The 21803-nt window shown below is 71.6% G+C and carries 19 protein-coding genes and 3 pseudogenes; 13 read left to right on the top strand and 9 right to left on the bottom strand.

All coding sequences use genetic code 11. From position 1 onward, the window contains the following. Window positions 1-98 precede the first annotated feature (98 nt). The 3 genes from I2W78_RS02015 to I2W78_RS02005 all read left to right on the top strand — a co-directional run bounded on the left by I2W78_RS02015 (window position 99) and on the right by I2W78_RS02005 (window position 4746). Complete coding sequence (locus I2W78_RS02015) at window positions 99-2072, top strand: elongation factor G (RefSeq protein WP_196456369.1); 1974 nt, start codon at window positions 99-101, stop codon at window positions 2070-2072. 84 nt (window positions 2073-2156) lie between these two features. After that, complete coding sequence (locus tag I2W78_RS02010) at window positions 2157-4016, top strand: cellulase family glycosylhydrolase (protein ID WP_196456367.1); 1860 nt, start codon at window positions 2157-2159, stop codon at window positions 4014-4016. Between the two features lie 67 nt (window positions 4017-4083). Then, a complete protein-coding gene (locus I2W78_RS02005) occupies window positions 4084-4746 on the top strand; it encodes a TetR/AcrR family transcriptional regulator (protein WP_196456365.1) in 663 nt (220 codons plus the stop codon). Window positions 4747-4822: 76 nt separating this feature from the next. Here I2W78_RS02005 and I2W78_RS02000 read toward each other — a convergent pair whose 3' ends face one another. Continuing rightward, window positions 4823-6052, bottom strand: coding sequence for a glycosyltransferase (locus I2W78_RS02000; protein WP_196464367.1), 1230 nt, complete (start codon window positions 6050-6052; stop codon window positions 4823-4825). Window positions 6053-6314: 262 nt separating this feature from the next. Further along, entirely contained in the window at window positions 6315-6680 is a 366-nt protein-coding gene (locus I2W78_RS01995) for a nuclear transport factor 2 family protein (RefSeq protein ID WP_196456363.1), read from the bottom strand. 172 nt (window positions 6681-6852) lie between these two features. Here I2W78_RS01995 and I2W78_RS01990 point away from each other — a divergent pair, with 172 nt between their 5' ends. Further along, complete coding sequence (locus I2W78_RS01990; RefSeq protein WP_307783579.1) at window positions 6853-7053, top strand: hypothetical protein; 201 nt, start codon at window positions 6853-6855, stop codon at window positions 7051-7053. A gap of 111 nt (window positions 7054-7164) precedes the next feature. On the opposite strand, the gene I2W78_RS01985 is transcribed toward I2W78_RS01990, so the two are convergent. Next, window positions 7165-8877: an ABC transporter ATP-binding protein gene (locus I2W78_RS01985; RefSeq protein WP_230885764.1), complete on the bottom strand. Its 1713-nt coding sequence runs from the start codon at window positions 8875-8877 to the stop codon at window positions 7165-7167. Between the two features lie 172 nt (window positions 8878-9049). After that, window positions 9050-9414: pseudogene (locus I2W78_RS40065) on the bottom strand (MBL fold metallo-hydrolase); the annotation flags it as partial. A gap of 304 nt (window positions 9415-9718) precedes the next feature. Between I2W78_RS40065 and I2W78_RS01975 the strand changes: the two are divergent. From I2W78_RS01975 to I2W78_RS01955, 5 genes are all read left to right on the top strand, one after another. Further along, the gene (locus I2W78_RS01975; protein ID WP_196456358.1) at window positions 9719-10807 is read left to right on the top strand and encodes an S-(hydroxymethyl)mycothiol dehydrogenase; all 1089 of its coding nucleotides are present in this window, start codon (window positions 9719-9721) and stop codon (window positions 10805-10807) included. Continuing rightward, complete coding sequence (locus tag I2W78_RS01970) at window positions 10807-11436, top strand: MBL fold metallo-hydrolase (RefSeq protein ID WP_196456356.1); 630 nt, start codon at window positions 10807-10809, stop codon at window positions 11434-11436. Before I2W78_RS01975 ends, I2W78_RS01970 begins: the two co-directional genes overlap by 1 nt. Window positions 11437-11512: 76 nt before the next feature. Then, the gene (locus tag I2W78_RS01965; RefSeq protein ID WP_196456354.1) at window positions 11513-11887 is read left to right on the top strand and encodes a DUF4180 domain-containing protein; all 375 of its coding nucleotides are present in this window, start codon (window positions 11513-11515) and stop codon (window positions 11885-11887) included. 99 nt (window positions 11888-11986) lie between these two features. Next, on the top strand, window positions 11987-12901 hold the full coding sequence (locus tag I2W78_RS01960; RefSeq protein WP_196456352.1) for an SDR family oxidoreductase: 915 nt from the start codon (window positions 11987-11989) through the stop codon (window positions 12899-12901). A gap of 128 nt (window positions 12902-13029) precedes the next feature. Further along, window positions 13030-13725 carry a L,D-transpeptidase family protein gene (locus tag I2W78_RS01955; protein WP_196456350.1) on the top strand — a complete coding sequence of 232 codons (696 nt, stop codon included), beginning with the start codon at window positions 13030-13032 and terminating at the stop codon, window positions 13723-13725. A gap of 40 nt (window positions 13726-13765) precedes the next feature. On the opposite strand, the gene I2W78_RS01950 is transcribed toward I2W78_RS01955, so the two are convergent. Next, window positions 13766-14968 (bottom strand): Gfo/Idh/MocA family protein, encoded by a 1203-nt coding sequence (locus tag I2W78_RS01950; protein ID WP_196456348.1) that lies wholly within the window; start codon window positions 14966-14968, stop codon window positions 13766-13768. A gap of 14 nt (window positions 14969-14982) precedes the next feature. After that, window positions 14983-15117: pseudogene (locus I2W78_RS01945) on the bottom strand (sugar ABC transporter substrate-binding protein); the annotation flags it as partial. A gap of 135 nt (window positions 15118-15252) precedes the next feature. Between I2W78_RS01945 and I2W78_RS01940 the strand changes: the two are divergent. Further along, window positions 15253-16412 (top strand): annotated as a pseudogene (locus tag I2W78_RS01940) (ROK family transcriptional regulator). A gap of 100 nt (window positions 16413-16512) precedes the next feature. Then, complete coding sequence (locus I2W78_RS01935; protein ID WP_196456346.1) at window positions 16513-16698, top strand: hypothetical protein; 186 nt, start codon at window positions 16513-16515, stop codon at window positions 16696-16698. Window positions 16699-16743: 45 nt separating this feature from the next. Here the strand turns inward: I2W78_RS01935 and I2W78_RS01930 are convergent, their stop codons facing one another. The 3 genes from I2W78_RS01930 to I2W78_RS01920 all read right to left on the bottom strand — a co-directional run bounded on the left by I2W78_RS01930 (window position 16744) and on the right by I2W78_RS01920 (window position 20132). Further along, window positions 16744-18075, bottom strand: coding sequence for a S1 family peptidase (locus I2W78_RS01930; protein WP_196456344.1), 1332 nt, complete (start codon window positions 18073-18075; stop codon window positions 16744-16746). A gap of 119 nt (window positions 18076-18194) precedes the next feature. After that, on the bottom strand, window positions 18195-19025 hold the full coding sequence (locus tag I2W78_RS01925) for an SAM-dependent methyltransferase (RefSeq protein WP_196456343.1): 831 nt from the start codon (window positions 19023-19025) through the stop codon (window positions 18195-18197). Between the two features lie 69 nt (window positions 19026-19094). Further along, window positions 19095-20132, bottom strand: coding sequence for a DUF3800 domain-containing protein (locus I2W78_RS01920; RefSeq protein WP_196456342.1), 1038 nt, complete (start codon window positions 20130-20132; stop codon window positions 19095-19097). A gap of 24 nt (window positions 20133-20156) precedes the next feature. On the opposite strand from I2W78_RS01920, the gene I2W78_RS01915 reads away from it, so the two are divergent. Both I2W78_RS01915 and I2W78_RS01910 read left to right on the top strand, forming a co-directional pair. After that, a complete protein-coding gene (locus I2W78_RS01915) occupies window positions 20157-21335 on the top strand; it encodes a MalY/PatB family protein (protein ID WP_196456341.1) in 1179 nt (392 codons plus the stop codon). Between the two features lie 76 nt (window positions 21336-21411). Beyond that, window positions 21412-21798 (top strand): PPOX class F420-dependent oxidoreductase, encoded by a 387-nt coding sequence (locus I2W78_RS01910; RefSeq protein ID WP_196456340.1) that lies wholly within the window; start codon window positions 21412-21414, stop codon window positions 21796-21798. The last annotated feature ends 5 nt before the right edge of the window (window positions 21799-21803 follow it).

Genomic DNA, 21803 nt, shown 5'->3' with positions numbered 1-21803 from the left:
ACCCGACCAGTCGTCACAGAGCAAGGAGCGATCCATGCGAGCAGCGTTCATGTCCCCCGCCGTCACCATGACCCACTCCACAAAGGACATGACGCTTCGTGCACTTGCTCAACCTGGGGATTCTCGCGCACATCGACGCAGGTAAGACCAGCCTGACCGAACGGCTGCTGCACACCGCCGGGGTGATCGACGACATCGGCAGCGTCGACGCCGGCAGCACCCGGACGGACACCCTCGCGCTGGAGCGGCAGCGCGGCATCACCATCAAGTCGGCCGTCGTCTCGTTCCCCGTCGACGACGTGACCGTCAACCTCATCGACACACCCGGTCACCCGGACTTCATCGCCGAGGTGGAGCGGGTGCTCGGCGTCCTGGACGGCGCCGTCCTGGTCGTCTCGGCCGTCGAGGGCGTCCAGGCCCAGACGCGCGTCCTGATGCGGACCCTGCGACGGCTGCGCATCCCCACCCTGCTGTTCGTCAACAAGATCGACCGCCGTGGCGCCCGGTACGAGGACGTGCTGCGCTCGGTGTCCGAACGGCTCGGCGCGCCCGCCGTCCCCATGGGCACGGCCACCGGCCTCGGCACCCGAGTCGCCGGCTTCACTCCCGGCCTCGGCCCGACCGCGCTCGACATCCTCGCCGACCACGACGACGACCTGCTCGCCGCCTACGTCCGGGGCACCGTCTCGGACGACCTGCTGCACACGTCCCTCGCGGAACGGACACGGCAGGCCCTGGTCCACCCCGCGTACTGCGGCTCGGCCATCACGGGCGCCGGCGTGGACGCCCTGATCGGCGGCATCAGGGACCTGCTGCCCACGGCCGACGGCGACCCCGAGGGCCCGCTCTCGGGGAGCGTCTTCAAGGTCGAGCGGGGTCCGGCGGGGGAGAAGATCGCCTACGCGCGCGTCTTCTCCGGCACGCTGCGCACCCGCGACCGGGTGCCGTGCGGTGACGAGGGCACCGAGGGCCGGATCACCGCGATCAGCGTCTTCGACCACGGCACCGACGCCCGGCAGGACGCCGTGCCGGCCGGCCGTATCGCCCGGCTGTGGGGCCTCGCCGACATCAGGATCGGCGACTCCATCGGCGTACCGCGGGGGCCTGCCGGGCACTTCTTCGCCCCGCCGACCCTGGAGACGGTCGTCGTGCCGGGCCCGGGGACGGACCGGCGGGCCCTGCACGTCGCGCTCACCCAGCTCGCCGAGCAGGACCCGTTGATCGCCCTGCGGCACGACGAGGTGCGCCAGGAGACCTCCGTGTCGCTGTACGGCGAGGTGCAGAAGGAGGTCGTCCAGGCGACGCTCGCCGACGACTACGGACTGGACGTCACCTTCCGGGAGACCACACCGCTGTGCGTCGAGCGGCTGGTCGGGAGCGGGTCGGCGGTCGAGTTCAACAAGAAGGACGCCAACCCCTTCCTCGCCACGGTCGGGCTGCGCGTCGACCCCGCGCCGCCCGGGGCGGGCGTCGACTTCCGGCTGGAGGTGGAGCTGGGCTCCATGCCGTACGCCTTCTTCAAGGCCGTCGAGGACACCGTCCGGGAGACCCTCGGGCAGGGCCTGCACGGCTGGCGGATCCCCGACTGCACGGTCACCATGACCCACTCCGGCTATTCGCCCCGCCAGAGCCACGCCCACCAGGGCTTCGACAAGAGCATGTCCAGCACCGGCTACGACTTCCGTGGCCTGACCCCGCTCGTACTGATCGAGGCCCTGCGGCGCGCGGGCACCCGGGTGCACGAGCCGATGCACCGCTTCCGCGTCGAGGCCCCGGCCGACACCCTCGGCGCCCTGTTGCCGATGCTGGCCGCGCTGCGGGCCGTACCGCGGGCGACCGGCACTCGCGGCGCGGCCTGCGTCCTGGAGGGCTCGGTGCCCGCGGACCGGGTGCACGCCCTGGAGCAGCAGTTGCCGGGCCTCACTCGGGGCGAGGGCGAGTTGGACAGCGCCTTCGACCACTACGCGCCCGTCGTGTCCGGTGTCGCGGTGCCCGAGCGGCCGCGCACCGACCACAATCCGCTGAACCGGAAGGAGTATCTGCTGAACGTGACGCGCCGCGTCGGCGCATGAGGTGGTGGCGGGGTGGCCGAGAACGAACTTACTCTCGAGTTAGAAGTGTTGACGGTGTCCGGACTTGGTCGGACTGTGGTGGACATGCCGAATAAACGTGCGCGTTTGCTCGTTGTTCTGGTTGTCCTCTGTGGATTCCTGTCGGTTGCGGGCACCCGCCCCGCCACCGCCGACACCCTCCCCGACTCGCTCTGGTTCGACGGCTCCCCGCTTACCGTGCAGAACGGCCGCTTCACCGACGCCTCGGGCCGCGAGGTGGTCCTGCGTGGCTACAACGTCTCCGGCGAGACCAAGCTCGCCGAGAACCACGGCCTGCCCTTCGCCTCGGTCGCCGACGCCCGCAAGTCGGCGGCCGCGCTGCGCGCCCTCGGCGGCGGCAACACCGTCCGCTTCCTGCTCTCCTGGGCCTACGCCGAGCCGGTGCGCGGCCAGGTCGACACCGCGTACCTGGCCGCCGCCACCGACCAGATGCGCGCGTTCCTCGACGCCGGCATCCGCGTCTACCCCGACTTCCACCAGGACCTCTACTCCCGGTACCTCTTCGACCCCGACAGCTGGTACACCGGCGACGGCGCCCCCAAGTGGGCCGTCGACCTCGGCGACTACCCCGACGAGTTCTGCGGGATCTGCCTCTTCTGGGGCCAGAACATCACCCAGAACGAGGCCGTCAAGCGCGCGACGTACGACTTCTGGCACAACGCGTACGGCCTCCAGGACGCCTTCCTCGCCACCGCCCAGAAGACCATGGCGTACGTAAGGCAGCACCTGTCCGCCGAGGACTTCGCCCAAGTCGTCGGCTTCGACCCCTACAACGAGCCGCACGCCGGCGTCTACGACTCCGGCCAGACCAGCCGCACCTGGGAGCGGGACGTGCTGTGGCCGTTCTACGAGAGGTTCCGGGCCCGGATGGACGCGGCGGGCTGGCAGTCCAAGCCCGCCTTCGTCGAGCCCAACCTCTTCTGGAACGCCAACCTGGACTTCCAGAAGGAAGAGGGCGGCCTGCTCGACGCGGGCACGCTCGGCCCGCGCTATGTCTTCAACACCCACTTCTACGACCAGAAGGCCATCTCCGGCGTCTTCATGTGGGGCAAGGCGCAGGACGGCCAGTACGCCGGCGACTTCGGAACCGTCCGGGACCGGGCGGCGGCGACCGGCACGCCCGCGATCGTCAGCGAGTTCGGCCATCCGCTGGCCGGCACCGTCTCCGACAAGGCGCCCACCGTTCTCAAGGCGATGTACCAGGCCCTCGACTCCCGGCTGCCCGGGGTGAGTTGGTGGTCGAACCCGAAGGCGTCCGGACCGGTGCTGTCCGGCACGCAGTGGCAGTGGGACATCTACCACGGCCGCCACCACGAGCTGATGAACGGCAACCCCGAGAAGGTGCTCACCGAGGGCGACGCCTGGAACGACGAGGACCTGTCCGCCGTCCACCTCGACGACTCCGGCGCGGTCACCCTGCGCCAGGACGCCCGGCTGCTGGACCGCGTCTACCCGAGCGCCACGTCCGGTACGACGGTCGCCTTCACCTACGAGGACCGCTCCCGGGACGGCTCCACCACGCTGACCTGGAACCCGGTGCCGAGCTCGCTGCCGAACGTGGCACGACTGGTGGGGTCCGGGCAGTACGCGCTGCTGCTGTGGCGGTCGAACGGCGGCCCGGCGCCGACCGAGCTGCATCTCCCGGCGTCCTTCCCGACCTCGGCGACCACGGTGGTGTCGGACCTCGGCACGGCGTACGCGCCACCGGCGTACACCGGCACGACCCCGATCGGGGTGGCCGCCGAACCGGGCGGCGCGGGCAGCCGCCGCCTGCTGCTCACCGCGCCGGACTCGGGCGTGCCGCACTACGCGCTGGTGACCAACGGGACGACGGCTCCCTCCGCCCAACTACTGAACGCGGCCCGCGCCGAGCTGACGGCGTGGGCCGCGCAGGCCGTCAACTAGGGGGTGCCCTTCTCCCCAAGGCTTCGTGCACGACAAAATTGGCCAACGGTTCGGAACGGGAGGGACGTTGGTGGGCAGGCTCAGGGCGCCGACGGGCCGTTACGGCGGCAAGTCGGCGCAGCAACGGCAGGCCGAGCGGCACCGGCGCTTCCTGGACGCCGCGCTCCAGCTCATCGGCGACAGCCCCGGCTACCGGTCCACGACCGTCGCCGCGCTCAGCGAGGCGGCGGGACTGTCCACCCGGCAGTTCTACGAGGAGTTCCGCAGCCTGGAGGACGTGCTGGCCGCCCTCCATCTCCAGGTCAACGCCTGGGCCGAGGAAGCGGTGCTCACGGCGGCGGCCGCCACACAGGGCTTACCGATCGCCGAGCGGGCCACCGCGATCTTCCGCGCGTACGCCGGCAACATCACCGCCGATCCCCGCCGCATCCGCATCACCTTCGTCGAGATCGTCGGCGTCAGCCCCCGCATGGAGGAGCAACGGCTCACGCGCCGCGCCCGCTGGGTCGACCTGATCTGCGCCGAGGCACAGGCGGCCGCCGAGCGGGGAGAGGCGGCCCGCCGTGATTACCGCCTCGCCGCGACGGCCTTCATCGGCAGCGTCAACGGCCTGATCCACGACTGGAGTGCGGGGTGGGTACCGGCGACGCTGGACGAGGTGGTGGACGAGCTGGTGAGACAGCTGTTGGGCATCCTCCGGCCGGCGGGGTGGCGGCCGGAGGTGGGGTGATGCGGGGCGGGTCGGCTGTGAACGGCGGTCCACCCTCGCCGTTCACACCTGATCCCCGTCCCGAGCCGCCCGTGCCTCAGCGTGTCAGCCGATGCACCGCCTGCAGCACCGGCCCCACCCCGTCCTCCGCACGGATCCGGGTGCCAAGCGCCGCCGCGCGCCGCCGGAAACCCGCCTCCCGCGTGGCCCGCACGAGCGCCGCCGTCAGCGTGTCGGCGGTCAGGTGGCGCAGCGGCACGGCGCACGGCGCCACCCCCAGCCGCACCAGCCGCCTCGCCCAGAAGCCCGCGTCGAACTGGATCGGCACCGGCACGGCCGGCACCCCGGCACGCAGTCCCGCGGCTGTCGTGCCCGCGCCGGCGTGATGGACAACGGCCGCCATGTGCGGGAAGAGCGCCGAGTGAGCGACGTCGCCGATGGTGATCATGTCGTCCCCGGCGCCGCGGAGTTCGCCCCAGCCGCGCTGGATCACGCCGCGCAGCCCGGCCCGGCGCAGCGCGGCGACGATCGATGCGCTGAGCCCCTCGGCATCGGGCACGGTCGCGCTGCCCAGGCCCACGAACACCGGAGGCGGCCCCGCCTCCAGGAACTCCCGCAGCTCGTCGGGCAGTTCGGTCTCACGGTCGTACGGCCACCAGTAACCGGCGATGTCCAGTCCCGGACGCCAGTCGCGCGGCCGGGGCACCACCAGCGGGCTGAAGCCGTGCTGCACCGGCCACAGCCGGCGTTCGCGCTGCCGGTGCCCGGCGCCGGGCCGGGCGGGCGGCAGCCCCAGCCGGGCCCGCACCGTCGGGACGGCCGCGGCGAAGACCCGCTCCACGGCCAGCGCCACCCCGTGCCCGGCGACCTGGTTGCCCACCGGCCCCCAGGAGCCGGTGGCGAGCATCGGCGGCGCGAACTCGCGTGTCGTGGTCAGGGGTTGGAGATAGACACCCATACTGGGCAGCGACAGCCCCTCTGCGATCGTGTGGCCCAGCGGCACGACGGAGCCCGCCAGCAGCAGTACGTCGCTCGCCCGCGCGGCCGTGACCAGACCGTCGGTCATCCGCCCGGCCACCGACCGGGCCAACGACACCACCCGCAGCAACTTCCCGACGCCCGTCGCACTGCGGTGCAGGCCCCGCCCCCGCCCGGACTCCAGCTCGGCGCGCGGATCCACCGGCAGCGCGTGGAAGCCCATCCCCGAGCCCGCCACCAGCGGCTCGAAGCAGCCGTGCGTGACCAGTGTGACCTCGTGCCCCGCCCGCAGCAGGCCGAGCCCCAGCCCGGTGTAGGGGGCCACATCACCCCGGGAACCCGCCGTCATGATCGCCACTCGCACGAGGTCAGTATGGCGTCAACCCCGGCGAACGCCCGTGAGGCAGGGCCGAGTTCAGGACACGCCCAGATGCCGCTGTCCCCCCGTTGTACGCGGCGTCGATCACGACGGCGCCGGGCTCGATGTCCTGGCCTCGGATGAGGCGTGGGCGCGTGGACCGCTACCCGGTGGTACTCCGTTCTCAGCGCCAGTCACGGCCCCGGACCGGCGTGACCGAGGCCGTGCCGCACCTTTCTCCGCTGCTCCCGCGCTACTGCTCGTCCCACGCCTGGATCAGGGTCTGCTCGGTGATCTTTCCGTCGCGCAACCGGATCATCGACTCGGCGAAGACCCGGACCCCGTCCGAGTACTCGCAGGACTCACTGAAGGCCGCGCGGTCGCCCTGGACGACGCAGTCCTCCAGCTTGTGCGTCATGTCGCGGCTGTAGACGTCGTCGAGCATGGCGCTGATCTCGTCGCGGCCGTGCAGCACCCGTGGGTGGCTGGGCTGCGTGCTGTGGTCCACGACACGCAGTTCGGCGTCGTCGGCGTACAGCGACAGGAGGGTGTTCGGATTGCCTTCTATGCCCCGACGCAACGTCTCGGCGTCGAAGGCGGGACTGGCCGCAGTTCCCATCGTGACCTCCTTCGAGGGCCGCGGCCTGCGGGGGACCCAGGCCGCGGAGGGGCCTCTCCTACGAGATTCCTCCGCCGGGTGGGCCTCGGCAAGCGGGCGGGCGGCTGCGCCTGTCGGGTGAGGGCGCTGGGCCGACCGTGTCCGCCGGCAGGCGGTCGGCGTTGCTGAAAGCATGATCTCAACACGTCGTTTCGTCGCCGCCGTTGGTCTCGCAGCCAGTGTCACCGCTCTCGCCGCCCCGGCCGTGCACGCGGCCGAGGCCGACGCCCCGGGCGCCGACCGACTCAGCCCGGTCGCCCTGCTCGACTCCGTGACCGTCAGCGACATCCCGCCGAGTACAAGGAGGACATCCCGCGGCCGTCCGCGCAGCTGACCCAGCTGAAGCGGCTGAACGACCTCAACCAGCTCCGTCAGGTCACCGACAATGCCGCGCCGGTCACCGGACTGATCCCGGCCGTCCGCTGAGCCCGCCCGCCGCGGCCCGTCAGCCGGCCGTGGCGAGGAACTGCGTGGCCGCCAGCTCCGCGTACAGCGGGTCGGCGGTCACGAGTTCGCGATGGGTGCCCACCGCACGTACCTTGCCGGAGTCCATCACCACGATCCGGTCGGCCATGGTCACCGTGGACAGCCGGTGCGCGACGACCAGCACGGTGGTCGTACGGGCCACATCGGCGACGGTGTCGCGCAGCGCCGCCTCGTTGACGGCGTCCAGCTGCGAGGTGGCCTCGTCCAGCAGCAGGAGTCTCGGACGGCGCAGCAGCGCGCGGGCTATCGCCACCCGCTGACGCTCGCCGCCCGACAGTTTTGTGCCGCGATGCCCGACGAGCGTGTCCAGCCCGTTCGGCAGCCGCCCGACCAGTCCGTCCAGCCGGGTCGTCTTCAGCACCCGCGCGAGGGCGTCGTCGTCCGCCTCAGGATTGCCCAGCAGCAGGTTGTCGCGCAGCGAACCCGACAGCACCGGCGCGTCCTGCTCGACGTAGCCGATCGCCGAGCGCAGCTGCGGCAGCTCCCAGTCCGCGAGGTCCCGCCCGTCCAGCGTGATCACGCCCGACTCGGGGTCGTAGAACCGCTCGATCAGTGAGAAGACGGTCGTCTTGCCCGCGCCGGACGGGCCGACGAACGCCGTCATGCCCTGCGCCGGCACCTCGAAGCTCACGCCGTGGTGGACGTACGGCAGGTCCTCGGCGTAGCGGAAGCGGACGTCCTCGAAGGCGAGCGCCGCCGGGCGCGCGTCGGTGGACGGCAACGGGGCGGCGGACGCCGGGGGTTCGGCGGGCAGCCGCAGCGCCTCCTGGATGCGGGCCAGGGCCGCGGCACCCGTCTGGTACTGGGTGATGGCGCCGACGACCTGCTGGATCGGCGCCATGAGGTAGAAGACGTACAGCAGGAAGGCGACCAGCGTGCCGACGTCGACGGCGCCGGTCGCGACCCGCGCGCCGCCGACCGCGAGCACCGTGATGAAGGCGATCTGCATCGCCAGCCCGGCCGTGTTGCCCGCGGCCGCCGACCACTTGGCGGCGCGCACGCTCTGCCGCCACGACTCCTCCGCCGCGGTGTGCAGCGTCTGCTCCTCGCGGTGCTCGGCGCCCGACGCCTTCACCGTGCGCAGCGCGCCCAGCACCCGCTCCAGCGAGGCGCCCATCACACCGACCGCGTCCTGCGCCCGCCGGCTGGCCTTGTTGATGCGCGGCACGATGACGCCGAGGACCGTGCCCGCGCCGAGCACCACGGCGAGCGTGACGCCGAGCAGCACCGGGTCGACCAGGCCCATCATCACCACGGTCGCGACCAGCGTGAGCCCGCCAGTACCGAGGCCGACGAGGGAGTCGGTGGTGACCTCGCGCAACAGCGTGGTGTCCGAGGTGATCCGGGCCATCAGGTCGCCGGGCTCGCTGCGGTCAACCGCGGATATGCGCAGGCGCAGCAGATACGACGACAGGGTGCGCCGCGCGCCGAGCACCACCGACTCCGCGGTGCGCCGCAGCACGTACGCCCCCAGCGCGCCGACCGCGGCGTTGGCCACGACGAGGGCCGACATGGCGACCAACGCGCCCGTGATGGCCCGGTCGTGGGAGAGGTCGTCGATCAACTGCCGCGCCACCAGCGGCAGCAGCAGTCCCGTCGCCCCGGTGACCAGCGAGAGCACCGCGCCCACGACCAGGGCCCACCGGTGGGGTCGTACATAGCCCAGGAGCATGCGCCACGGGGGCGGCGGGGCGGTCTCCGTCTGTGCGATGCTCACGCTGCTCCTTCACGAGTCCGGCGGGATGCTCAGAGACTACGGGGGAGCACTGACAGTCGACCTCCGGGTCTCGCCGTCGGCCGCTACCGCGCCCTGAGCGCCGCGAGGGGGGCGTCGAGGGCACCCGGTCGGCGGGGGAGCCGGTCGCGGCCGCGGCGGGGTGGTCGATACCGACCCGGACGAGTTCGCGCCGGGCGCCGGGCAGGTGCTCGGCGGACTCCGCGAGCAGCGTGACCGGCTTGCCCCACGGCAACAGCCAGGCCGGACAGGTGGCGAGCCGGCCGTCTGCCTCGAAGTCGAGCGCCCCGGCCACATGCCCCTCGGCGAACGCGACCCGGCCGCGCAGGTCCACCACCCACTCCCCGGCGGCCGGCCGGGCGGCGATCTCCCCGGCGTCGGCCCGGCGCGGCGGCGCGAGGTCCACCGGCGCGGGCCGTCGGCAGTGGCGGGACCCATGTGGGCGTAGTGCGGCGGTATGTACTCCAGCGCGGCCGGCAGATCGATCGGGGTGCGGTCGCCGTCCTCGACGGCTGTCCGCTCGTACGCCACGCGCGCCCCCCGCCGGCACCGGGTAGCGGGCGCCGGTGACCCGTCCAGTTCCGGGGCGCCGGAGGCGTAGTCGTTGTGGACGTGGGGCTCGGCCGCGGTTGCCCAGCCCCGGCACGTCGACGGCGTCGACGAAGGCCGGAAGTGACCGCCCCCACCTCGTCCGGCCCCGCGAACCGTCCCCTTACCGATCAGTCACACGTAGGGTCGGGAGCGGGACGGACGCCCGGAGACGGAAGGGGCCAGCACCATGGCGCAGGAAGTACGCGGCGTGATCGCACCGGGGAAGGACGAGCCGGTGCGGGTCGAGACGATCGTCGTGCCGGACCCGGGACCGGGGGAGGCCGTGGTGCGGGTGCAGGCCTGCGGGGTCTGCCACACCGACCTGCACTACAAGCAGGGCGGCATCACCGACGAGTTCCCCTTCCTGCTCGGCCACGAGGCCGCCGGGATCGTCGAGACGGTCGGCGACGGTGTCACGGACGTGGCGCCCGGCGACTTCGTGATCCTCAACTGGCGTGCGGTGTGCGGCCATTGCCGGGCCTGTCTGCGCGGCCGGCCCTGGTACTGCTTCGACACCCACAACGCCGAGCAGAAGATGACCCTCGCCGCCACCGGCCAGGGACTCTCCCCGGCACTCGGCATCGGCGCGTTCGCCGAGAAGACGCTGGTCGCGGCCGGTCAGTGCACCAAGGTCGACCCGGCCGTCTCCCCGGCGGTCGCCGGACTGCTGGGCTGCGGTGTGATGGCCGGGCTCGGTGCCGCGATCAACACCGGCGACGTCGGCCGCGGCGACACCGTCGCCGTCATCGGCTGCGGCGGCGTCGGCGACGCGGCCATCGCCGGGTCGCACCTGGCCGGAGCCGCGCGGATCATCGCGGTCGACATCGACGACCGCAAACTGGAGACGGCCCGCACCATGGGCGCCACCCACACCGTCAACTCGACCAAGGCCGACCCGGTCGAGGCGATCCGCGAACTGACCGGCGGGTTCGGCGCCGACGTCGTCATCGAGGCGGTCGGCCGCCCGGAGACGTACAAGCAGGCCTTCTACGCCCGCGACCTGGCCGGCACGGTCGTGCTGGTCGGCGTACCCACCCCGGAGATGAAGCTCGAACTGCCACTCCTCGACGTCTTCGGACGCGGCGGCGCGCTGAAGTCCTCCTGGTACGGCGACTGCCTGCCGTCCCGCGACTTCCCCATGCTGATCGACCTGCACCTCCAGGGCCGGCTGGACCTGGAGGCCTTCGTCACCGAGACGATCCAGCTCGACGAGGTGGAGAAGGCCTTCGAGCGGATGCACCACGGTGACGTGCTGCGCTCGGTGGTGGTGCTGTGATGACCGCCCGCATCGAACGCCTCGTCACCGCCGGACAGTTCACGCTCGACGGCGGCACCTGGGACGTCGAGAACAACGTGTGGCTCGTCGGCGACGACCACGAGGTCGTCGTCATCGACGCCGCCCACGACGTCGACGCGATCGTGGCGGCGGTCGGCGACCGCCGTCTCAAAGCCATCGTGTGCACACACGCCCACAACGACCACATCAACGCCGCGCCCGCGCTCGCCGAGCGCACCGGAGCGCTGATCTGGCTGCACCACGACGACCTGGCGCTGTGGAAGCAGACCCACCCCGACCGCGACCCGGACGCCGGGCTGCTCGACGGCCAGGTCATCGAGGAGGCGGGTGCCGACCTGCGGGTCCTGCACACGCCGGGCCACGCTCCCGGCGCGGTCTGCCTGTACGACCGGGGCCTCGGCGTGGTCTTCACCGGCGACACCCTCTTCCAGGGCGGCCCCGGCGCGACCGGCCGCTCGTACTCCCACTTCCCGACGATCATCGACTCGATCCGCGACCGGCTCCTCACCCTCCCGCCGGAGACCAAGGTCCTCACCGGCCATGGCGACTCGACGACCATCGGGGCCGAGGCCCCGCACCTTCAGGAGTGGATCGCGCGGGGGCACTGAAGACCGGCGCACTGTAAACCGGGGCGCACTGAAAACCGGGCGAAACCCGGCGGGAACGCCAGTACGATCACCGGCCATGACCTCGAACTCGCTCGTCACCCTGCACGACGTACGCGTGCTGCAGTGCGCCCCCGACGGTCCGCCGCTGGACGGAGAACAGGCGGCGCTCGATCTGATCGGTGACGCCTTCGGGCAGGAGGCCACCGTGGTCGCCGTGCCCGTCGAGCGGGTCGCGGACGAGTTCTTCCGGCTGCGCTCGGGAGTGGCGGGGGCGGTGATGCAGAAGTTCGTGAACTACCGGCTGCGCCTCGCGATCATCGGGGACGTCTCGGGGCACGTGTCGCAGAGCACCGCCCTGCGCGACTTCCTGCGCGAGACCAACCAGGGCGGTCACATCTGGTTCCTGCCGGACGAGGAAGAGCTGGCGGCGAAGCTGCGCCCAACGGGGTGACCCGCCGGGAGAGCGGAGTGACCGGCCAGGAAAGGTGACAGAAGATGTCCGGCTTTCGCGGGAGGCTCGTTCCCGGAACAGCCACACGGGAGGTCGGACATGTCACAGCCGCTGCAGGGCAAGGTCGCGCTGGTCGCCGGAGCGACACGCGGAGCGGGCCGCGGAATCGCCGTGGAACTCGGCGCGGCCGGCGCCACCGTCTACGTCACCGGCCGCAGCACCCGCGCCCGCCGCTCCGAGTACGACCGCCCCGAGACCATCGAGGACACCGCCGACCTGGTCACCGAGGCCGGCGGCCACGGCATCGCCGTACCCACCGACCACCTCGACCCGGCGCAGGTGCGCACCCTCGTCGACCGCATCGCCGACGAGCGGGGCCGCCTCGACATCCTGGTCAACGACATCTGGGGCGGCGAGAAGCTCTTCGAGTGGGACTCGGCCGTCTGGGAGCACAACCTCGACAACGGCCTCAGGCTGCTCCGCCTCGCGATCGAGACCCACGCGATCACCAGCCACCACGCCCTGCCCCTCCTGCTGCGCCGCCCCGGCGGTCTGGTGGTGGAGATGACGGACGGCACGGCCGAGTACAACCGCGACAACTACCGGGCGAACTTCTTCTACGACCTCGCCAAGGCGGCCGTCCTGCGCATGGCCTTCTCCCTGGGCCACGAACTTGGCCCGCACGGAGCCACCGCCGTGGCCCTCACACCGGGCTGGCTGCGCTCGGAGATGATGCTGGACCACTATGGCGTGCGCGAGGACAACTGGCGGGACGCCCTCGACCAGACCCCGCACTTCGCCATCTCGGAGACCCCGCGCTACGTCGGCCGTGCCGTCACGGCCCTCGCCGCCGACCCCGACGTGTCCCGCTTCAACGGCCACTCCCTCTCCAGCGGTGGCCTCGCCCAGGAGTACGGCTTCACCGACCTCGACGGCAGCCGCCCCGATGCCTGGCGCTATCTGGTCGAGGTCCAGGACGCCGGCAAACCGGCGGACACGACCGGCTACAGGTGACCACGAGGAGTGAATGTCACCGTTTAGTCGCGATTCGACCGCCCCTACAACCGATTCCGCCCGATACCGGTCTAGCTGGCAGAGACCGCGCGGCAGACGCGCATTCCATGCGAGAGACAAGGCCACCCATGGGGGAGACACGTAGACGGGCGACCGTCGTTCTGGGGACCACCGCGCTTGTGGCGCCGCTCACGCTCGCGCTGGGCGCCGGCCCGGCGCAGGCGGCGAGCTGCACCACCTCGACCGGGCCGTACCAGAAGCAGGTGGAGAAGTTCCTGGGCCGCCCGGTCGACGGCAGGCAGTCCGCCGCCGACTGCAAGGCGATCCAGGCGTTCCAGACCAAGCACGGCATCAAGCCGAACATCGGCTACGCGGGTCCCGTCACCTGGGGCGTGATGGACCTCATGAACAAGCAGAAGGCCGTCGGGAAGAACCCGAACAAGGCCGGGAAGTGCCCGGTCAACAAGGGCCGTATCGCCTGTGTGAACCTCACGCTCCAGCTGAGCTGGATCCAGGACGGCAAGAAGCTCGTCTACGGCCCCGTCCCGGTCCGTACCGGACGCGACGGCTACGAGACCCGCACCGGCCTGAAGAAGATCTACTGGCGCAACATCGACCACGTGTCGACCATCTACGACGTGCCGATGCCCTACGCCCAGTTCTTCGACGGCGGCCAGGCCTTCCACTCGGCCGGCGTCAGCATGTGGAACCCGCCCGGCTCGCGCGGCTGCGTCAACATGACCAAGACCGCCGCCAAGAAGTACTGGTCGCTGCTGAAGAACGGCGACGACGTCTACGTGTACGGGCGCAAGCCGGGCACCTGACGGGACCCGGCCCGCGCGCGTGGATCAGGCCTCGGACGCATCAGGCCTCGGGCGCGTCGCCGAAGTCGGGGATCTCCAGCCGTACGCCACCCTGCCGCGCGGACTCGTGCGCGATGATCCCCGGCAGGGTGTAGCGCGCCGCCACCCAGGCGTTCACGGACGGCAGCGAGCGGGTGTTCACCGCCGTCACGAAATCGTCCACCAGGAAGTGGTGGCTGCCCTCGTGGCCGTTGTGGAGGTGGTCGAACGCGCGTGGCAGCCGCGACCGGTCGTGCACCGGCGCCGAGCCCGAGGTGAAGGCCGCCCGCAGATCCGGCGCGATGTGCCGCAGCGACGGGTCGTCGGGGGACATCGTCGGCTTGGGCTCCAGCAGTTCTGAAATGTCAGTGACGCCGGTTTTGTCCTGCCACAGCGCCACCGTGGCGAGCTGCTCCATGCTCGCCTCCGTGCCGAAGAAGCGGAAGCGGGACTCCCGGATGTGGGACGGGTAGCCGACCCGCCGGAACTCGTTCGTCCGGAACGAACCGCCGCCCGCCACCTCGAACAGCGCGGTCGCGTTGGAGACGTCGTTGTCGAACTGGCTCACCGACCGGTCGAACACGCCGTCGCCCCGCTCGTCCACCACCCCGACCGCCGACACGCTCACCGCGTGCGTCTGCCAGGCGCCCAGCACCCCGCCGACCGAGTGCGTCGGGTACAGCAGCGGCGGATAGCTGGCGGTCGCCTTCCAGTTCTCGCCACCGCTGTACTGGTACGCCTCGTAGAACCCCAGATCCATGTCGTGGACGTAGTCGCCCTCGGCGTAGAAGAGCCGCCCGAAGGCGCCCTTGGCGATCTGGTTGCGGGCGTGCACGGTCGCCGGGTTGTACTGGCTGGTCTCGCCCATCATGTACGTCAGTCCGGTCGCCTTGACCGCGTCGATGATCGCCGCTATCTCCTCCGTGGTGATCGCCATGGGGACCGCCGAGTAGACGTGCTTGCCGGCGTTCAGGCCCTGGAGCACCAGCGGGCCGTGCGTCCAGCGTTGGGTGAAGATGGCGACCGCGTCGACGGCCGAGGACTCCAGCATGGCCTCGTACGAGGGGAAGGTGCCGCTCAGGCCCTCCGCGGCGGCCAGTTGCTCGGCCCGTTCCGGAAGCAGGTCGGTGACGTGGACGTCGCGGACGCCCGGGTGGGCGAGGAACAGTTTGGCGAACTGCCCGGAGAACTGCCCGGCGCCGACGATGCCGAGGGAGAACGTCATGGGATGGGTGCCTTTCACTGGCCGAGGATGAGATTGATCCGGCTGTTGGTCTGGTTCAGGCCGCTCAAGGAGAAGGTCGTGAACTTCTCCCGGTCGGCGACCGGTTCGGTGAACGCCGAGACGTCGATGCCCTTCTTCCGGTACGCGGCGGCCACTTACTTTTGAGTCGGAAGAATCTCTGCGTCAAGAGGGGTGCGACATTTTCTTGCCACTACCGCTTCCGCCCTAGAGTGGGGATCATTAGTTGTGATGCAAAAGAAAAGAATCGTGGGAGTCTGACCTACATGACCGCAGGTTCCGCCAGCTGGCTGCCGCTGAGCCCGGGTGAACGCTCGGTGGCCATCGAGGTGCTCGTCCACGGCCCGCTCTCCCGCGCGGAGCTCGCCCGGCGGCTGGACCTCTCCGCGGGCAGCCTCACCCGGCTGACCAAACCGCTCATCGAGTCCGGCCTGCTGGTCGAGGCCCCCGACGGCGGCGCCCCGGGGGAGGCCCGGCAGGGGCGGCCCTCACAGCCACTGGACGTCGTCGCGGAGTCCCGTTCCTTCCTGGGCTTCAAGGTCACCGAGGACATGGTCTACGGAGTCGTCACCACCCTCAGGAGCGAGATCGTCGCCCGCCACGACCGCCCTCTCACCACGCACGACCCCGGCGAAGTAGCCGATCTTCTCGCGGAGATGGCCGACGAGCCGGCCCGCCGCCACCCCGGGCTCGCCGGGATCGGCATCGGGGTGGGCGGCTTCGTGCAGGACCGGGCCGTGGTGGGCGAGTCGCCGTTCCTGAACTGGCGTGACGTTCCTCTCGCCGAGCTGGTCGAGGAGCGCACCGGGCTGCCGGTGGTCGTCGAGAACGACGTGGCCGCCCTCGTCGAGGCCGAGACCTGGTTCGGTGCCGGGCGCGGCCTCGACCGGTTCGTCGTGCTCACCATCGGTGCCGGTATCGGCTACGGCCTGGTGCTGGGCGGCAGGCGGGTGCCGTCCGAGGGGGAGGACCGGGCCTTCGGCCGGCGCTGGATCCTCGACCCCAACGGGCCGCTCACCCCCGACGGCGACCGCGGCAGCGCGGTCTCGCTGCTGGCCATCCCCAGCATCCGCTACCAGATCCGGGCCGCCACCGGCCGCGACCACACCTACGAGGAGATCCTCGCCCTCGCCGCCGCGGGGAACCCATGCCCGCGCGCGTCATCGACGAGGCCGCCCGCGCCCTCGGCGTCCTGGTCGCGCACATCGCCAACTTCGCGATGCCGCAGAAGATCCTGCTCGCCGGAGAGGGGGTCGGACTGATGGATGTGGCGAGAAACACGGTGGAGGAGACCGTCCGTGCCCGTCGCCATCCGCTGGCCACCCCGGTAGACCTGGAGACCAGAAAGTCCGACTTTCACGACTGGGCCCGTGGCGCCGCTGTGCTGGCGATTCAGGTGCTGGTGCTGGGCGCGGCGGACGCCTGAACTGCCGGGCCGGTTCAGGGAAATGGACGTGATCAGCGACACGGCCCGATATGTCCGTTTAGCTCCTGATTACTCACATCGCCTTCACCTCGGCCGCCGTATGCTTCACACCATGTCCACCAGTGTTGAAACCGTCACCGAGCGATCGGCTGCGGAGGTCAACGAGGAGATCCGGGCGCTGTGGCGCCGGTCGGGCGGGACACTGAGCACCGAGCAGCGCGAGGAGTACCAGCGCCTCGTCATGGAGTGGGCCGCCGCGACCCCGCCTCCCGCGCGGGCCGCCTGACCCGTCGCGACAGCCCCGGCGCGCCCTCGGCCCCGGACCTCTCCGTCAGCCCCACGTCGCCGAGTAGTAGCGCTGGTAGGCCTTGCGGTCCTGTTCCGTACGGATCCACCGCGTGGCCACCAGCGCGATCAGACTGCCCCCGATGACCAGCAGACCCGGCCCGACGTTCTTCGGGTCCGCCAGCCGGGCCAGCAGCTCCCTGCCCGCCTCACCCGAGATCGGGGCCGACCCTCCGGGCGCCGCCTCCGGGGGCGCGACCGCGCTCTGGGTGCCGGACGCGGACGGCGCCGGACCGGACGACGTGATCAGCTGGACGTCGAGCGCGGACAGCGCCTGCGTCACCGGCTGGAAGAAGGTCGTCCCGCCCGCCTGGCAGTCCCCGCTGCCGCCCGAGGTCACGCCGAGCGCGATGCCCTCGGAGATCAACGGGCCGCCGCTGTCCCCGGGTTCCGCGCACACGTTCGTCTCGATGAGACCGGTGACCGTACCCTCCGGGTAGTTCACCGTGGCGTTGAGCGCGGTCACCTGGCCGTCCCGCAACCCGCTGCTGCTGCCGCTGCGGAACACCCGCTGCCCCACGGACGCCTCACCCACACCCGTGATCCGCACACCCTGCCCGTCGCCGATGGCCACCACGTCCGCCCCGTCGCCCGCCCGACCCCCGGTGTACTGCACGAGCGAGTAGTCGTTGCCCGGGAAACTGCCCGCCACCGTCCGGCCCACCGGCTCGTTGCCCCGGTTGTCCGCGAACCAGACCGAACCGTTGGGCCCGCAGTGACCGGCGGTCAGGATGAAGTCGGTCTCACCGTTGGTCACGTTGAACCCCGCCGAGCAGCGCCCGGCCGTGGAGAGGATGGGCAGGGCGCCGTTGATCCGGGTGGTGAAGGTGCCCTCGGTGCGCTCCATGCGGACGAAGCCGCCGATGCCGTCCGCGAGGTCGGTCAGCTCGGACCAGTCGTCGGCGGAGACGGTGCTGTCCCCCCGTACCACCACCTCGTTCGACCGGTAGTCCACCACCCACGCCGTGCCCGTCACCCTCGGTCCCGAACGCAGCTTCTCGGTGGCCGACTTGAGCTCACGCATGCTGTGCCGCACCAGCTTGGGCATCGCGCCCGCCTCGCGGACCTCGGCGGCCGCCCTGTCGTCGGTGACCGCGACGACCGATCGTCCCTGGTCGTCGATCCAACTGCCCGCCGTACGGGAAGCGCCGAGCCGCTCGACGAGGTCCACGCCGGAGTTCTCGGCGAGCACGCGGGGGGACGCCACAGGGGGTTCGCTCGCGACCGCCTGCGTGACCATGGCCGTCCCGAGGACGATTCCGCCGACTGACGCCAGCCGTGTCACTCGCCGGACGATCCGTCGTCGTGCGTGCCTCATGCATGGCTCCCGAACCCCGAACACGCGGCGCGCCTACGCCGCGGGGCGCCCGGGTCGTCGAGCGCCCTCTCTCCATACGTGCCGGGGTCCGGCAGCGTTCACCCCGAGGGGCGATCGGTTCAGTTCTTGCGGGCCACCCCGCCGTACATCGCGACCTCCTCCGGCTCGGCCCCGCCCGTGTGCTCCGACCGCCAGCGCGAGCACGACACGACACCCGGCTCCAGCAGTTCGAGCCCGTCGAAGAACCGTGTCACCGCCTCGGGGGTGCGCTGAGTCAGCTTCGGAGTGCCGTGCTCGTTCCAGAACTTCACCGCCTCGTCCACGTCCGGCATCGCCGGCGAGGTGATGGTGTGCGACAGCACCAGGTGGCTGCCCGACGGCAGCGCGTCCGTCAGCCGGCGCACCACGCCGTACGGATCCTCGTCGTCGCCGAGGAAGATGACGACGCCGAGTAGTATCAGCGCCACGGGCTGCGTGAAGTCCAGGGTCTTCGCTGCGTGTTCGAGGATCGCGTCGACGTTGCGCAGGTCCTCGTCGAGATAGTCGGTGCGGCCCTCCGGCGTGCTGGTGAGCAGCGCGCGGGCGTGCGCGAGGACGAGCGGGTCGTTGTCGACGTACACGATCCGCGCGTCGGGGGCGATCCGCTGGGCGACCTCGTGCGTGTTGTCGGCGGTGGGCAGGCCGGTGCCGATGTCCAGGAACTGGCGGATACCGACGTCGGAGACCAGGTGCCGCACGGCGCGGCCCAGGAACAGGCGGTCCGCGCGGGCGTACTCGCCGATGCCCGGGTGCAGTTGGCGGATCTGGTCGCCGGCCGCCCGGTCGACCTCGTAGTTGTCCTTGCCGCCGAGCCAGTAGTTCCAGATCCGGGCCGTGTGCGGCTGGGACGTGTTGATGCGCTCGCGCAGCGACTGGGCCATGCCGTCCGCGGCTGGCGGGTTCTCGGTCACGGAAATTCAGCTCCTGGGGGTGCCTGGTGCCGGGGCGTGAAGATGCCTCGTGCGGTGTCAGGACGCAATCTAGACCGATGAATTGATCTTTGCCGGGCCTTGTGTGTTTTCGGTCTGCGGTCCGAGCCGTGCCCAGCTGCGCTCGTCGCCCCACACCGATCCCGTGCCGACATACGGCCGCAGCAGCGCCGTGAGCACCGGGTCGCCGCGGCCGTTCAGCTCGTCCGAGGCGATCTTCCGGGAGATGCCGGCCAGGAAGTCCGCGAGCTGCACCCGGGCGTCGCGCCGCGAGTCGACGAGCCGCATCCCGGCGAAGCCGATCCCGGCGTCGCGCGCCGCCCGCTCGATCCAGGCGATCCGGTCCGGCGTCAGCATGTTCTGCTCGTCGTGCACCAGCGCCACGGACCGCCCGCCCGCGCTCCAGTGCGCGGCCGTGCCGACGATGGCGGGCAGCAGCGGGTTGAGCACGGGGATCAGTGCCGGACCGTCCAGGAACCTCGCCCGGTACGCCTCGGCCCGCGTCCGCGCCCCGGCCAGCCGGTCGACGACCGTCACCGCGTCCACGGTGGAATCCGCCCGCCGCAGCAGGTCGACCGTGCGGAAGAACGCCTCCACGGGTGCCCCCGGCGCCCCGTCGTTGCGGGCCCGCAGCAACTGGTTCGCCGCCGCCAGGAACGCCCGCCACCGCTCCTCCCCGAAGGCGAGCCGCCCTCCACGGAACAGGGACACCGCCGCGTCGGAGTCGTCCAGGAGCAGGTCGGCCGCCCGGTCCACCACGAAGAACGCCTTCTCTGTCAGATGCACATGCGCGTGCCCGTGCAGCGGCCCCGCGGGCGCCAGCAGCCACTCCAGCACGGCCCGGTGCTTCTCCCGCAGCAGATGGTTCGCCTTGTACTCCTCGGCGGGCGACCGGATCCGGTCCCGGATCTCCCGTACGTACGCGGCGGCCGTCGTCACCGGCAGCCGCACGCTGGCGTGCGCGAACACGTCGGTGTTGCCGCCCGTGAGGTTCTCGCCGTCCGACCCCGACTCGTCGCACCCGACCTCCAGCGGCGCGTCCGCGGCGTCCGCCGCCCCGTCCTGCTGGCCCTCCCGATGTCCGGTCACCGCACAGCCCCCTATCGTGTGCCCATGACCAGCATCCCGCACGGAACGTCCGGTGAACCGAACCCCCTGCGCGCACTGGACCTCGACCAGCTCAGGCGCCGTACGAGCATGAAGTGGCGCACCTACCCCGACGACGTGCTGCCGCTGTGGGTGGCCGAGATGGACGTGCCGCTGGCCGAACCCGTCGTCCGCGCGCTCACCGACGCGCTCACCCTCGGCGACACCGGCTACCCGGCGGGCACCGCCTACGCGGAGGCGCTGGCCGAGTTCGCCGAGAAGCGGTGGGGCTGGTCCGGGCTCGACGTGGCGCGCACGGCGATCGTGCCCGACGTGATGCTCGGTGTGGTCGAGATGATCAAGCTGGTGACCGGACCCGGGGACGCGGTCGTGGTCAACCCGCCGGTCTATCCGCCGTTCTTCCAGTTCGTCGCGCACATGGACCGGCGCGTGCTCCAGGCCCCGCTGGGCCCCGACCTGCGCATCGACTTCGGCGTCCTCGAGGAATCCTTCCGGCAGGCCGTGGCGGGCGGACGCCGGGCGGCGTTCCTGCTGTGCAGCCCGCACAACCCGACCGGGACCGTGCACACCGCCGAGGAACTGTCCGCCGTGGCGCGCCTCGCCGAGCGGTACGGCATACGCGTCGTCGCCGACGAGATCCATGCCCCGCTGGTCGTCGGCGACACCGACTTCGTGCCGTACCTCAGCGTGCCGGGGGGCGGCAGGGGCCTGTCGCTCATGTCGGCCTCCAAGGCCTGGAACCTCGCCGGCCTCAAGGCGGCCCTCGCCGTCGCGGGCCCCGAGTCCGCCGCCGACCTCGCCCTGCTGCCCGAGGAGGTCAGCCACGGCCCCAGCCACCTGGGCGCCATCGCCCACACCGCCGCCCTGCGCGACGGCACCGCCTGGCTGGACGCCCTGCTGGCCGGCCTCGACGAGAACCGTCGCCTGCTCGCCGAGCTGCTGGCCGAGCACCTGCCCGCCGTCAACTACCGCCCCGGCGACGCCACCTACCTCGCCTGGCTCGACTGCCGCGCGCTGGGCCTGGGCGACGACCCGGCCGACGTCTTCCTGCACCGGGGCCGGGTGGCCCTCAACTCCGGCCTGCCGTTCGGAACGGGCGGCGCAGGGCACGTGCGGCTGAACCTGGGCACATCACCGGAGGTCGTCAGGGAAGGGGTGCGGCGGATGGCGGCTGCCGTCGGGTAGCACGGGTGGCGGCTGCCGTCGGGTGGTGCGGGTGGCGGCTGCCTTCGGGTAGCGGTGCCTGCCTACACTTCCGGGCATGGACGCCACGTCGACGGCCCGGCTCGGGGCCGGCAAGTACCTGCTGATCACCAGCTACCGCAAGGACGGCACCCAGGTCCCTACGCCCGTCTGGGTGGTCGCCGACGGCGACACGCTCGGGGTGTGGACGGTCGCCGACTCCTGGAAGGTCAAGCGGATCCGGCGCCGCTCCGACGTCCTCGTCGGACCCTGTGACCTGCGCGGCAACCCGACCGGTGCGCAGGTCCCGGCCACCGCCGAGATCACCGACGCGGAGACCACGGCCCATTATCGGCGGCTCATCGCCCGCAAGTACGGCATCGTGGGCCGCCTCACGCTGTTCGGCAGCCGGCTGCGACGCGGCCCGAAGGGCACGGTGGGGATCCGGGTCACCCTGAACGGCTGACGGAG

Source organism: Streptomyces spinoverrucosus, assembly GCF_015712165.1.
GTDB lineage: Bacteria > Actinomycetota > Actinomycetes > Streptomycetales > Streptomycetaceae > Streptomyces > Streptomyces spinoverrucosus_A.
This window is presented reverse-complemented; position numbering and strand designations above follow the sequence as displayed.